Raw genomic sequence first — 12814 nt, forward strand, 5'->3', positions numbered from 1 at the left:
TCAGGCTCCGAGCGCGCGGACCAGGTCGTCCGACCAGGCCGCCATGGACGCCGGCCCGCCGTACGCCCAGATGCCGACGGCGACCTCGTGCACCTGTCCGGCCTGGACGAACGGCAGCTCCTCCCAGAGCGGATTGCCCGCCATGGAGGTCTCCACCGGGTCGTCCTCGCCGTCGTTGCCCCAGTACAGGAACTGCGTGTCGTCCGGGAGCTCGGTCAGGCCCTCGAGGTCGATGTTGGACAGGCCGTAACCGTCGTCGCCCGGATCCTCCCAGGCGGAGGCGAGACCGAGTTCGAGGGCGACGGCCTGCACGCTGGAGCGCGGGCCGTGCATCCGGATGCTCAAGGTGGAGCCCTCGGCATAGGGAGAGGTCAGCACCACCGGCGTTCCGGTCAGGCCCGCCTCGTCGATCGCGGCGGCGTTCTCGGCGAGGGTGGCGTCGAAGTCGGCGAGCTCCTGCTCGGCCTCGGCCTCCTTGCCCAGGAGGGTCGCGACCGTCTCGAAGGAGGAGCGCATGGTGCCCAGCGGATCCGCGCCGTCGGCGCTCTGCAGCAGCACGACGGGTGCGATCCGCTCGATCTGCTCGATCGCGTCCTCCGGGATCGAGGTGGGGCTACCGATGATCAGGTCCGGTTCCAGCTCGGCGATCGCCTCGATGCTGGGCTCTCGGCGGGTGCCGACGTCCCGGGGCTCGTTGCGCAGCGGCTCGCTGGTGCCGACCCAGCTGGTGTAGCCCTCGACGTCGGAGAGGCCGACGAGGTCGACGCCCAGGGTGGTGACCATCTCGGCCTGGTTCCATTCGAGGGCGACGACGTCCTCCGCCGGCGCCTCGAGCGTGACCTCCTCGCCGGCCGCGTCGGTGACGGTGACCGGCCCGGCCGCGGAGCCTGCGGTCTGCGTGTCTCCCCCGGTCGAGTCGGTCGCCGGATCGGTGGTGCCGCACGCGGCAAGGGCGGCCGCGGCCAGGAAGGCGGTCGCGGCAAGGACAGGGGTTCGTCCCATGGGAGGGATCCTTTCTCTGGGTGGTGGCGGGGTCGGGTCAGGCGGGGCGTGCCGCTTCGACCGATCTCGCCGGACGCCGCAGCAGCTGCCGCGGCACGTGCACGTGCAGCACGCCGGTGTCCGAGTGCTCGACCACGATGTCGATCTCGAAGACGTCGCTCAGGAGATCGCCGTCCAGTGCCTGGGCCGGCGGGCCGTCGGCCACGACGCGCCCGCCGCTGAGCACCACCACCCGGTCGGCGAGCGCCGCGGCCTGGTTGAGGTCGTGCAGCACCGCGCCGACGGCTATGCCGTGGTCGTCGGCGAGCTCGCGGATCAGCTCCAGGACCTCGACCTGGTAGCGCAGGTCGAGGTGGTTGGTGGGCTCGTCGAGCAGCAGCACGTCGGTGTGCTGGGCGAGCGCACTGGCGATCCAGACGCGCTGCAGCTGCCCGCCGGACAACTCGTCGATCATGTCCCCGGAACGGTCCAGCAAGCGGGTCAGCCGCAACGCGTGCTCGATCCGTGCGGCTCCGTCGGGGTCGCTGCCCCGCCAGCGCGACCTGTGCGGGTGGCGGCCGAACTCGACGGCGTCGCGCACGGTGATGCCCACGGGGGTGGGCCGGCTCTGGGCGAGCATGGCGACTTCCCGGGCGAACTCGCGTGAGGACAGCGCCGCCGCGTCGCGGCCGTCGCGCAGGGCGACGGTGCCGGTCCGGATCCGCTGCAGACGCGCTACCCCTCGCAGCAGCGTGGACTTGCCGGACCCGTTCGGGCCCACCAGGGCGGTGACCCGACCGGGGGTGAGCACCAACTCGGCGTCACGGACGACGTCGTCGTTGCCGTAGCTGATCGACACCTGCCGGGCGTGCAGCCAGGGCTCCGTACTCGCGCTCATCACACTCCGAAGTTGCTTAGGTTTCCCTTACCTAAGCAAGGTGATCCTCATTTCGGCAAGATCGTCCATCTGCTGATACGTGCCGACAGCCGAGCACGGGCCCAGGCCTTCAGCGGAGCGGGGGGTCGTGCCCTGCAGAGACGTCGAGCGGGCCCGGACGACGGTGCGTGGCGACGGGGCTGTGCCGTGCCAGACTGGGCGCGGTCATACGGGCGTATCAGCATTCGAGGAGGTCGATCGACGGTGACCGCTCCGCCCGATCACCCCGCGTCCTGCACCTGCCCGTCCTGCTGGGCCGATCGCGCCGAGTACCGACGCCACACCGCACACGGTCTGGCCATCGTCCTCGGCGTGGTCGGCGGTCTCACCCTGCTCGTCGTGTGGTTCGGCCTCGGTCGGCAATCCGGCGAGATCTTCTGGGTCGTGTTCGCGTTCGCCACGATCATCGGCGCCGTCCTGCGCTGGCCCCACCACGTCGAGCGAAGCAATCCGAACGCCCACCCGCGTCGGGTCGGAGCAGTCGGCGCTCGCGTGGCGGTCGGCATCGACATCGGGCTCAACGCCGCGGTCGGGGTCCTTCTGCTGCTCGCTGCCACCCGGGTCGGCCCGGGCCAGGCGATCGCCTCGGTACTGCACACGATTGATTCGGTATCCGAGCAGGCTGACCTGCTCGGAATGCGCATCGAGGCCGCGCTGGGCCTGTTCGTGACCGTCCTGTGGCTGACCGGGCTGGGCCTGACGGGTGTGATCGGGTCACTGATCGTTGCCTGGCGGGCTGTCGCAGGTCGGGGTCGGCGACGATACGGCGAGGACTGGAAGGGATGGCGGTACGGGCTCGGCGGCCTGGCGTTGCTCGCGCTGGCGTACCTCCTGCTGTCGTACGCCGTCGACACCAACTGGCTGGGCGACGCCTTCCCGTAGAGGGTGGCTCCGGGCCGGCGGACGGCTACTCGGTGGTGGTCGCCGAGCCGGCCGTGCCCTGGCCGGAGAGTCCCGCCTCGTGGGCGAGGATGGCCGCCTGCACGCGGTTGCGGACGCCGAGCTTGTCGAGGGCGGAGCTCACGTAGGCCTTCACCGTGCCCTCCACGAGGTGCAGGCGGGCGCCGATCTCCGCGTTGGGCAGTCCTTCGCCGAGGAGGGCGAGCACGTCACGTTCTCGCGGGCTGAGCGAGCTGACACGATCACGCGCGGCTGCCCGACGGGGCGCATGCATGCGCCTGGCCTGTTCGATCACCTGCCGGGCGATCCGTGGTGAGAGCCACGCGCCGCCGTCGGCCGCCGCGCGGACCGCGGCGATCAGCTCGTAGGGGTCGCCCGACTTGAGCAGGAAGCCTGCCACGCCGGCGTCGAGTGCCGCGCTGACGTACTCGTCCTCGCCGAACGTGGTGAGCATGAGGACACGGACGTGCGGAACGACCAGCCGCAACTCGCGGGCAGCGGCCAGGCCGTCCAGCACCGGCATCCGGATGTCGAGGAGTGCGACGTCGGGCCGGTGCACGCGGGCCAGCTCCACGGCTCGGCGCCCGTCGTCGGCCTCGGCGATCACCTCGAGGCCGGCGTCGGCCGCGAGGATGGCTCGCACCCCGGCCCGGATCATCGCCTCGTCGTCGGCGAGCAGCACGCGGATCACCGTCCGACGGTAACCCTGGCGCGCGTCCGCGGCCGGACGCGGCATCGCCTCAGACGTCCCGCGCGCGCAGCACCCAGACGCCGGCCGCGACCGCTGTCGCCGCCCAGGCGCACAGCGCCCAGCCGTCCGCGAGGTCGCCTTGCACGAACCGCCAGCCGATCGGTGACGGCGTCCAGGTGCCGACCGTGTCGAGCCAGGCCAGGCCGGTCTTCTCGGATGCCAGGCGGAGCAGTTCGGGAACCAGGAGGAGCAGCACGAGGGTGATCGACAGCGCCCCCGCCGTACGTCGCACCAGCGTCCCCAGGCCGAGGCAGAAGACGGCCAGCAGGGCCAGGAAGGCTCCCATCCGCAGTACGGCCCCGGCCTCGGCGCGGCCGAGCTGGCCGAACTCGTCGAACCTGGCGGCCGCCACGAGCAGGCTCCCGGCCGAAGCAAGCACGCCGGTCACGTACGCGGTCACGCCGACGACAAGGGCCTTGCTCGCCAGGACCCGGGTGCGCGACGGCGTGCAGGCCAGAGTCACCGTGATGCTGCGGGACGCGAACTCGCCGGTGATCGCCACCATGCCGAACCCGGCCAGGACGTACTGCACGAAGTAGCTGACCCCGCTCATGGCGGGGGCCAGAGCCTGGACGGAGGTGGGGTCGCCGTTGTCGGACTCCAGGAGCGCGAGCAGGAGCATGAGGGTTGCGGCGCCGCCGAGGAACCACCATGTCGAGCGGAGGGTGCGCAGCTTGATCCACTCCGTGGCGACGGCGGCCCTCATCGTGCGCCCCCGGCCGGCGTCGCGGCCTCGTACTCGATCGACTCGGCCGTCAGGTTCATGTACGACTCCTCGAGGGTTCGCCCGGCAGGCGCGAGCCCGTGCAGCGGGAGGCCGAGGCGGTGGGCGAGCGCGCCCACCTCCTCGGGTGTGCGGCCGGAGACGGTCAGTTCGGTGGTGCTCGTGGCGCCGTCGCCCGTCCAGCGTGCGGTGCCCGGCGCCTCGGCCTCGACCGCCGCGGCCAGCGGGCCCAGGTCCGGGCCGCGCACGACGGTCCCGCCGGCGGTGAGCAGGGCAGACATTGGCTCGTCGGCCACCAGTCGGCCCCTGCCGAGAACGATCAGTCGGTCGGCGGTCTGCTCCATCTCGCTCATGAGGTGCGAGGAGACGAACACCGTCCGGCCCTCGGCCGCCAGGCCGCGCAGCAGCGTACGGATCCACCGCACGCCGTCGGGGTCGAGGCCGTTGACGGGCTCGTCGAGCATCAGCACCCGAGGGTCGCCCAGGAGCGCCCCGGCGATCCCCAGGCGCTGGCTCATCCCGAGCGAGTAGGTGCCCGCGCGGCGCCGGGCGGCCGCCGTCATCCCCGTCAGCTCCAGGACTTCCGCCACCCGGCGTGCCGGGAGATCCTGGCTGCGCGCCATGGCGCGCAGGTGGTCGCGTCCGGTCCGCCCCGGGTGCACGGCCTTGGCGTCCAGCAGCGCGCCGATCGTGCGGAGCGGCCGCCGCAGGTCGGCGTAGCGGCGCCCGCCGATCGTCGCGGTGCCCGACGTCGGCGCGTCCAGCCCCAGGATCAGGCGCATCGTGGTGGACTTGCCCGCTCCGTTCGGCCCCAGGAAGCCCGTCACGGTCCCGGGTTCCAGGGTGAGGGACAGCTCGTCGACGGCGGTCTTGTCCCCGTAGCGCTTGGTCAGGTTTCTCAGCTCGATCACGACCACGACGCTACGGGCGCCCCCTCCTCCCCCACAGTGGACCGACGTCAGGTCCCGCTACCGACTTTCGGCATGACTTGCGCCCCGGTGCCACCTCGACGACCGCGCGTCCGGGCCGCCGTCGTACGGTGACGAGGTGAGCGAGCAGAGGCCGAACGGACGCGTGCCTCGGCACGTCCTTGCCGACGTGCTGTTGTGGGTGGTTCTGGCCGCACCCACGGTCGCGTGGGGCGAGGTACCGCCGCATGCGACGTGGACGGAGGCGGACCTACGGCTCCTCGCGCCGCCGACACTCGCGGTCGCCGTGCTCGTCGCGCGCCGGTGGCCCGCGACCGCGCTGCTCGCGCCGGTCGTGCTCAACCTGGTCGCGATCGGGTCGATGTACGGCGAACAACTCCTGGTTGCCCAGGTCGTGCTCGCCTTCCTGCTGGGCCGGCGCACGACGGGCGGCAACGCACTGGCTCGCCTGGGGGTCGTCCTGGCCGTGATCGCCGCCGTCTTCGCTCTGGTCACCGCCGTGGGAGAGGCGGAGCCCGACTGGCTCGAGCTGGCCTCCTCCACCCTGCTCCAGATCGTCGTGCCGTGGACGGCGGGCCGTGTCGTCGAGCGGCAGGAGGCACTCGTGCGGGCGGGCTGGGAACTGGCAAGCCGGCTCGAACAAGAACGCGAGCGTGCCGTCGCGGCCGAACGGGCACGGGAGCGGGCACGGATCGCGCGAGACATGCACGACTCGCTCGGCCACGAACTCAGCCTCCTCGCCGTCCAGGCCGCGGCGCTCCAGGTCGCCGCGGGCGCCGACACCGCCACGCACGACGCCGCCGCCACCCTGCGGGCCACCGCCGCCGACGCCACCGAACGCCTACGGCAGATCGTCGGCGTGCTGCGCGAGGAGAACGAGCCACAGCCCGTCAGCCCTGCGACCCTCGACCTCCGGGCAGATCTCGCGGCACTCGTGGAACGGGCTCGCGCCTCGGGCCTCGACGCCGCATTCCAGGGAACCGTTCCCGGCGGCCGCACGGCCCACGGCGGCACGACAGATCAGACGACCGCCGCGGCGGGAGAGCCCACTGCGGCGAGGGCCGACATACCGTCCGAGGCTGCCCGGGCTGCGCACCGGGTCGTCCAGGAGGCTCTCACGAACGCCGCCCGGCACGCGCCGGGAAGCCCGGTGCGGGTCATGTTGGCGGCCGACGGTGACGAGCTGCTCGTCCGGGTGCGCAACCCCACACCACCCCGCACACCTGCGGCACCGGCCGAGCCCGCGTCCGGTGGTTACGGACTCGTCGGACTCGACGAGCGGGTCAGACTCGCGGGAGGGAACCTCACGGTGGACGACGGCGACCCGTTCGTCGTCACGGCCCGCCTGCCGTTGGCGCCCCGGACACCCCCGACGATCGGAAACGCGGACGGCCCGAGCGACGACGGACCAGCCCGGCCGACCACCCCCGCCGCCACGCCACCAGTCGTCGACCACGCGCGCCGGACGCTGCGCCGCGACATGGTGGACGTGCTGTGGGTGCCGCTGACCGGCGTCGTCGCGGTCCTCACCGCCTATGTGCTCAGCGGCGGAGCCTGAGGCGGACCTGGCAGGAACGGGAGACGTCCAGGAGAGAGTCGCGGTCGTCTGCCGCAGGTCACGCGTCGCGGCGCCGGCCTCTCCGGCCGGAATCGGCGGAGAGGGCATGGTAGCCACGTGCCGAGGCGATGTCCGTCGCCTCGCGAAGGTACGTCCGACGACGTTCCTCGACCGGGTCGGCCTCGGAGAGCCCGAAGAGGGCACGGCAGAGGAGGTACGGGTACTCCTGGCGTCGGGCGAGGTCCGCCGCGTGGTGGAACCGCTCCGCGGCATCGGCGAACCGTCCGTCTGCCAGCAGCGCCTCGCCCAGCGTCGCGGCCGTCTTTGCCTGTTGCTGCCAGTCGCGCAGGATGACCGCGATGTCCTGCGCCTGACGCGCGGCGCTCACGGCCCCCGAGTGGTCGCCTTGCTGCCGATGCAAGAGGCTCCATTCGTCGAGCGTCGAGAGTTCGCCGCGCAGGTCGCCTCGCGCGCGATACCCGGCAAGGACGTCGGCCAGGTGAGATCCTGCTTCGACCGTTCTGCCCTGCAGACGGAGCGCACTTGCCAGGTTCCCACGGTTGGCCAGCATCGAAGCTTCGCGCCCGGCGGCGCGGTTGATGACGAGGGCATCCTCGAGATGCTTCTGCGCGATCTCCGGCCTGCCGAGGTGGAGTTCGAGGAAGCCGAGGCTGTTGAGCGCGACCGCCCGCATGTCTCCGCGCTCGTCGTCACTGAGGTCCAGGGCACGGAGAAACCACCTCCCCGCTTCGGTGAGCTCTCCCAGCACCAGAGACAACCATCCGACATGGTGTGACAGATAGGCCGAAGCGGTCCGCCAACCGCACTCGGCGGCGAGCTGCTCGGCCTGGACGCAGAGATCGAGCGCTGCACGGTCGCGGCCGAGCGCGGCGAGCGCTTGTTCCTTGTTCATCAGCATCGCGGTCCGGGCCCGTGCGTCACCAGAGGCGTTCGCCGCCCGGAGCCCGGCATCGGCGCATCTGAGCCATCCGTCGGCGTTCCGGCGGATCAGGAAGTAACCGCGCATCTGATCGGCTGCGACCCAGGCCGAGGCCCGCAGTTCCGTCTCATCCGCGAGTCGTTCGACCAGCGCGACGAGGGACTGGGCCTCGAAGTCGAGCCATTTGAGCGCTTCGCCGAGGTCGGCGAAGCGCCGGTGCGGGTCGGGATGGGTCTGCAGCCGCAGCAGTTCCGGGTAGGCGAGCTCCACGGCCGCGGTCACGCCGTCGATGTACCACGACCGCAGCCGCGCGGCTGCCGCGGGCGCCTCGGGATCGCCGACGGCGAGCTCGGTGGCATAGAGCCGAAGAAGATCGTGGAAGCGATACCGGTCCGGTCCGTCCTGGGACAACATGCTGGCTTCGATGAGCTCCTCGATGACGAGATCGGCGGCTCCTGGCTCGAGGTCGAGCAGAACCGCCGAGGCCGCGAGGCCGAACGGCGGCACCGGATGCAGGGCGTTGAGCCGGAACGCACGCTTGGCCGAGTCGGAGAGGTTCTCGTAGCTGAGCAGGAAGCTGGCTCGGATGCTCGCGTCACCTGCTCGCAGTTGGGCGAGACGGTCCCGTTCGTCGGAAAGGCGATCTGCGAGGTCCTCGATTCGCAGGCTCGGCCGGGCCGCCAGCCGGGCCGACGCGATCCGCAGGGCCAGCGGCAGGCGGCCACAGGATTGCGCGAGGCGCCGGGTCGCTGCCAGCTCGTCGGGCGTCGTCTCCTCCGGAGCACGCCCGGACGTTTCGGCGATCAGCGCGCATGCCGCGCTGTCGGACAGGAGACCCAGATCGATCGTGACGGCGTTCGGGACCGCCTGGAGCTGGTGCCGGCTGGTGACGAGCACGTCGCACGCGCCCGCTCCGGGGACGAGGTCGCGGATCTGGCGCGCGTCACGGGCGTTGTCGAGGAGGATGAGCAGCCTGCGGTCGGCGAGCTCGCTGCGGAACTGCGCGGCGAGCTCGTCGACATCCGTACCGATGTCGCGTGACGGGATACCGAGGGCGACGAGGAACCGGGTAAGGACCTCGCGTGGCGTCGGGACCGGGACCGGCTCCGACGCCGCGGGCCCGGGGCCGTCGCCCCGGAGGTCGGCGTACAGCGTCCCGTCGGGGTACGCCGCGCGCAGCCGGTGGCCGGCCGTCAGCGCCAGCGCGGTCTTCCCGACTCCGGCCGGACCGCTGATGATCACGGCCCTCGAGGTGGGATGGCCGGGACCGCGGGACCGTTCGAGTGCGAGCGTCACCGCATCCACCTCGTCCTGGCGGCCGACGAACGTCGTCGGCGGTGCGGGGAGCTGCTGGACGGCGCGGACCGGGCGCGGCGGTGGTCCGTGCTCCTGCCGCAGCGCCTTGAGGTGCACGCTCCTGAGCAGTTCGCTCGGCTCGATGCCGAGCATCTCGTCCAGGGTGGTCCGCACGCGCTCGAAGACCGCCAGCGCTTCCGCCTGACGCCCGCTCGCGGCGAGCGTGGCGATCAGCTCGGCCTGAAGCGGCTCGTCGAGACATGACGCGGCGGCGTGGTCCCGCAGACGGGCCAGCGCCGCCTCGGGTTGCGCGGTCTCGCGGGCGACAGCCGCCCAGGCCCGGAGCGCGGCGGCGTATTCCTCGACGACGGCGGCATGGACGGGGTCCGAGCGCAGCTCGTCGATGTCGGTCTCGCCGCGCCAGACATCGACCGCCGCGGCCAGGCGGTCGAACCGCTCACCGGCGGGCTGGCCCGCGGCGTCGGCCACCAGCTCACGGAACCGCAGGAGATCGAGAGTCTCGGCGTCGGCCGACAGCCGATAGCCCGACGCGACGGGTTCGATGCGCACCGCGCCGCGCCCGAACAGCGGCCGGATCCGGGCGATGTGGGCGCTCAGCAACCGCCCGGAGTCCCGCGGTTCGCCGTCGGGCCACAGCAGCGCGGCCAGGTCCTCGCGCCGCACCACCTCGCCGGGATCGAGGGCGAGCCTGGCGAGCAGCAACCGCCGCTTGGCGGAGTGAACCATCACCTGCTCGTCGCCAGTCGTCACCCGCAGCGGGCCGAGGACGCTGATGCGGGCAGGCCCGCTTCGTCGCACGTCGACGGCGTTCCTCAGGTGTCCGCCCGCGGCGGCTTCCTGGATCGAGGCCGTTTCCGCACCGTCGAGATCCAGCGCCGTGGCGATGGCGAGAAGCGACTCCCGCCGCGGCCGTCTGGTCCGACCTTGTTCGAGGTCTCGGATCGCCGCGGTGCTCAGCCCGGCCAGCTGCGCGAGCTCGCGCTGGGTGAGACCGATACGTTGCCGGCCGCGACGAATGAGCTCACCGGCGCGGACGGATTCTCCCGCGACGCCGTTCCCGGCCGGGCCGACCAGATCCCCCACGCCCGCGGGACGCGCTCGCCCGAGTTCACGTCCGCCGCCTGTGCCCACGATCGAGCAGTTTATCGGCGGGGCGCCCCGCCGCGGCCNNNGGCGGCCGCCCAGGGGGACGGCCGCCAGGTCCGCGGAGCGTCGTCAGCGCGTGCAGGTCAGGGGAACGGCCGTACGACCTTGTCCATCCGCGACGAGCTCGGGAAAACGCCCACGGATTCGATCCGCAGAGGCTTTGACGCCCGGTCGGTGTGGATCATCCGTCCGGCGCCGAGGTAGATCGCCACGTGGCTCACCCCCTCTGTACGCGGGTTGAGGTCCCAGAACACCAGGTCACCGCGACGCCTGTCCTTGAAGTCGATCTTGTGGGGAAGATCGCTGTCGCTGTACTGCGTATAGGAAGCGGTGTGGCCTTCTGCGTCCGGGCCGGCGGTCCAGCCGTAGGCCAACCCGCCGGCGCGGATCCCTTGCAGGCTGAGTCCGGAGCAATCGAACCAGGTCGGACCGTGATAGCCCAATTTGTAGGGCTTACCGAGTTGCTCCTTCGCGTACTCGATCATCGCCTCCACGCCGTGGATGGCCGGGCTCAGGCCGACCCGCCACAGGTGGTCACCGGCGGCGTTCGAGAGGAGCACGTTGCCGCTGTTGGTCACCTCGAGGGTGGTCGCGGACGACGCCCATTTCGTCGTCCCACTCGCCCACATCACATCGCCGTCGGCCTGGCGAAGCACGACGTTGCCGGCATCGGTGATCTGGGCCTTGACCGATCCGGAGCCGTCCATCTCGGGGCTCCAGATGATGCCTTCGCTCGCACCGCGCAGCACCAGGTTGCCGTTCTCCTGCATCGTCAGGTTGTACCGGCCGTTCGGAGAGACCAGCTTCTCGTTGGTGTCCAGCGAGCCTCCGATCGAGATCTTCGCGGGCCAGGCGGCAGCGGGCGGTGCCGCGACCACCAGGATGCCGGCAACCAGCGCGAGGGCGGCCAGGAAGCTCCAGGCGACCCGGAAGGTTCTGCCGCCGGCAGAGCGGACGTCAGTCGTCATGATCGTGCTCCTTCGCAGAGATGTGGTGGCCCGGGGCGGAGCACCCCGGTCCGCTCCGAAGGTAGGAAGCGGGCGACGCGGCACGACTCCCGCACACCGCCCGTACCTGAGGCATCGCCCGTACCCGCCCCGGACCGGGTACGGAGCGTGCCGGGTACGGGTGACCGCAACTCATTCCCACGGCAGGCAACTCATTCCCAGAGCAGGTCGACCAGGGCCATCCGCCCGCCGTCGGTCCACGCGTTCGCGAGCACGCAGGCACCGGCCTGCGCGCAGTCCACCGCCGCACCCGCCCGCGGCATCTCGCGCCGCACGCGCAGCGTGGCGGTCACCGAACCGTCTCCGTCGGCGATCAGCCGGACGCCGTCGTCGTAGAGGCACTCCGCCGCCACGACCCCGCGAGCATCGGTCGGGCACTGCACGATCCGTACCTCCGCTCCCGGCTCGTACCCTGTGCCGTTCACGGTGACGCTGCCGTCGGCGGTGTCGAGATCCAGCTCGGACAGCTCGAGCGCCGGCGCCTCCGGTATCGACGCCCCGGCCGGCAGCCGAGCCTGCGCCGCGGCGACGACACGGTCGGTCAGGTCCGCGACCGCCAGTGTGCACGGCTCCCCGGCGCAGTCCACCTCGGCCACCGCGCCGACGTGGACGAAGCCCTTCACTGGACGCGTCGTCTCGATCCGACCGTCGTCGTCGGCCATGACCTGCTCCATGGTCGACATGTCGCACCGGTCGAGCGCGCTCGCGCCCGCTGAGGTGCCACCCGTGCACTGCACCAGGTACTGCCCGCCGCCCTCGTCGTACCCGGTGCCGTGCACGATCCACGCACCGCCGGCACCCTCCACCGTCAGGCTCGGCCCGCCGTGCGACGACAGCGCGCTCTCGGCGGACCGCTGCGGCTCCGGCGGAAACGCCGTCGTGCAGGCCGCGAGGGCCAGCACGACGGCGCCGAGGAGCAGGCGCCTCACGGGTAACCCAGGTAGACGTCGACACCCAGCCCGATCAGGCCGCTCCAGGCCGCCCGGTTCCGCATCCAGTCCACGCCGCGTTGCCACACGTGGAACTCCTGCTCGAGATAGCACGCCACGGCGTTGGTCTGGTTCAGCTCACCGAGGTCGGTCCGGTACACGAGCCTGTCGTTGTCACCCGGGCTGCTGGCTCCCACGCGCGACACGAGGTCCGCCGCACACTCCCGTCCCGCGGCCGACACGTACAGCCCGTGCGTGCCGTACTTCGAAGGCGCCGGGTCCGGATCACACGACACGTTGAGCGCGTTGGAGTGGAGCGGGATGTGCAGGTCCGCGCCCACCCTGTTCGAGTTGGCGATGTTCTCGCGGGTCAGGCCGTTGCCACGGACCACCCGGTAGCCCCGCCTGGTCAGGTTCAGGTGGTCGGGGTCGTCACCGATCGCCGCGGAGACCGCCAAGGCGTAGGAGTTCGCGTTCTCGCTGAACCCGTCGCACCCGGTGTTGGTGACGCACGTGTCGCCGCCGCGGTCGTGGCACGCCTGCGACAGGTAGATCACCTTGCCGTTCCAGGCGCCGTCGGGCACATAGGTCACGTCCGCGGACGCGGACGGCGCCACCGCGAGGAGACCGGCCCCGGTCAGGAGAAACGCGGTCACGACGGACAGGACACGTCGGAGTGTCGCGTTCATGGTGAT

Annotated in this window: 11 protein-coding genes; 2 read left to right on the forward strand and 9 right to left on the reverse strand. The window is 71.8% G+C overall.

Annotated features, from left to right (window positions below; all coding sequences use genetic code 11):
• Positions 1-1002 carry an ABC transporter substrate-binding protein gene (locus IIE03_RS22280; protein WP_192864955.1) on the reverse strand — a complete coding sequence of 334 codons (1002 nt, stop codon included), beginning with the start codon at positions 1000-1002 and terminating at the stop codon, positions 1-3.
• A gap of 37 nt (positions 1003-1039) precedes the next feature.
• Entirely contained in the window at positions 1040-1879 is an 840-nt protein-coding gene (locus tag IIE03_RS22285) for an ABC transporter ATP-binding protein (RefSeq protein WP_192864956.1), read from the reverse strand.
• A gap of 243 nt (positions 1880-2122) precedes the next feature.
• Here IIE03_RS22285 and IIE03_RS22290 point away from each other — a divergent pair, with 243 nt between their 5' ends.
• Positions 2123-2800 carry a hypothetical protein gene (locus tag IIE03_RS22290; RefSeq protein WP_192864957.1) on the forward strand — a complete coding sequence of 226 codons (678 nt, stop codon included), beginning with the start codon at positions 2123-2125 and terminating at the stop codon, positions 2798-2800.
• Between the two features lie 25 nt (positions 2801-2825).
• Here the strand turns inward: IIE03_RS22290 and IIE03_RS22295 are convergent, their stop codons facing one another.
• The 3 genes from IIE03_RS22295 to IIE03_RS22305 are packed head-to-tail and all read right to left on the reverse strand — an operon-like array spanning position 2826 to position 5204.
• Positions 2826-3509, reverse strand: a complete 684-nt coding sequence (locus tag IIE03_RS22295; protein ID WP_192864958.1) for a response regulator — start codon at positions 3507-3509, stop codon at positions 2826-2828.
• A 49-nt stretch (positions 3510-3558) separates the two neighbouring features.
• Positions 3559-4275: a hypothetical protein gene (locus tag IIE03_RS22300; RefSeq protein WP_192864959.1), complete on the reverse strand. Its 717-nt coding sequence runs from the start codon at positions 4273-4275 to the stop codon at positions 3559-3561.
• Positions 4272-5204 carry an ABC transporter ATP-binding protein gene (locus tag IIE03_RS22305; protein WP_192864960.1) on the reverse strand — a complete coding sequence of 311 codons (933 nt, stop codon included), beginning with the start codon at positions 5202-5204 and terminating at the stop codon, positions 4272-4274. The genes IIE03_RS22300 and IIE03_RS22305 overlap by 4 nt, the downstream gene beginning before the upstream one ends.
• A gap of 136 nt (positions 5205-5340) precedes the next feature.
• Here IIE03_RS22305 and IIE03_RS22310 point away from each other — a divergent pair, with 136 nt between their 5' ends.
• A complete protein-coding gene (locus IIE03_RS22310) occupies positions 5341-6780 on the forward strand; it encodes a sensor histidine kinase (protein ID WP_192864961.1) in 1440 nt (479 codons plus the stop codon).
• A gap of 58 nt (positions 6781-6838) precedes the next feature.
• Here the strand turns inward: IIE03_RS22310 and IIE03_RS22315 are convergent, their stop codons facing one another.
• From IIE03_RS22315 to IIE03_RS22330, 4 genes are all read right to left on the reverse strand, one after another.
• Positions 6839-10168: a BTAD domain-containing putative transcriptional regulator gene (locus tag IIE03_RS22315; protein WP_192864962.1), complete on the reverse strand. Its 3330-nt coding sequence runs from the start codon at positions 10166-10168 to the stop codon at positions 6839-6841.
• A 98-nt stretch (positions 10169-10266) separates the two neighbouring features.
• Complete coding sequence (locus tag IIE03_RS22320) at positions 10267-11151, reverse strand: NlpC/P60 family protein (RefSeq protein ID WP_192864963.1); 885 nt, start codon at positions 11149-11151, stop codon at positions 10267-10269.
• A 191-nt stretch (positions 11152-11342) separates the two neighbouring features.
• Positions 11343-12119, reverse strand: a complete 777-nt coding sequence (locus IIE03_RS22325; protein ID WP_192864964.1) for a neocarzinostatin apoprotein domain-containing protein — start codon at positions 12117-12119, stop codon at positions 11343-11345.
• Entirely contained in the window at positions 12116-12808 is a 693-nt protein-coding gene (locus tag IIE03_RS22330; protein ID WP_192864965.1) for a hypothetical protein, read from the reverse strand. Before IIE03_RS22330 ends, IIE03_RS22325 begins: the two co-directional genes overlap by 4 nt.
• Between the last annotated feature and the right edge of the window lie 6 nt (positions 12809-12814).

Source organism: Myceligenerans pegani, from assembly GCF_014892515.1.
Lineage (GTDB): Bacteria > Actinomycetota > Actinomycetes > Actinomycetales > Cellulomonadaceae > Myceligenerans > Myceligenerans pegani.

Coding starts and splice junctions, on each gene's coding strand:
- IIE03_RS22285 (WP_192864956.1), bottom strand. CDS start 1,879: ATGAGCGCGAGTACGGAGCCCTGGCTGCACGCCCGGCAGGTGTCGATC.
- IIE03_RS22300 (WP_192864959.1), bottom strand. CDS start 4,275: ATGAGGGCCGCCGTCGCCACGGAGTGGATCAAGCTGCGCACCCTCCGC.
- IIE03_RS22280 (WP_192864955.1), bottom strand. CDS start 1,002: ATGGGACGAACCCCTGTCCTTGCCGCGACCGCCTTCCTGGCCGCGGCC.
- IIE03_RS22330 (WP_192864965.1), bottom strand. CDS start 12,808: ATGAACGCGACACTCCGACGTGTCCTGTCCGTCGTGACCGCGTTTCTC.
- IIE03_RS22320 (WP_192864963.1), bottom strand. CDS start 11,151: ATGACGACTGACGTCCGCTCTGCCGGCGGCAGAACCTTCCGGGTCGCC.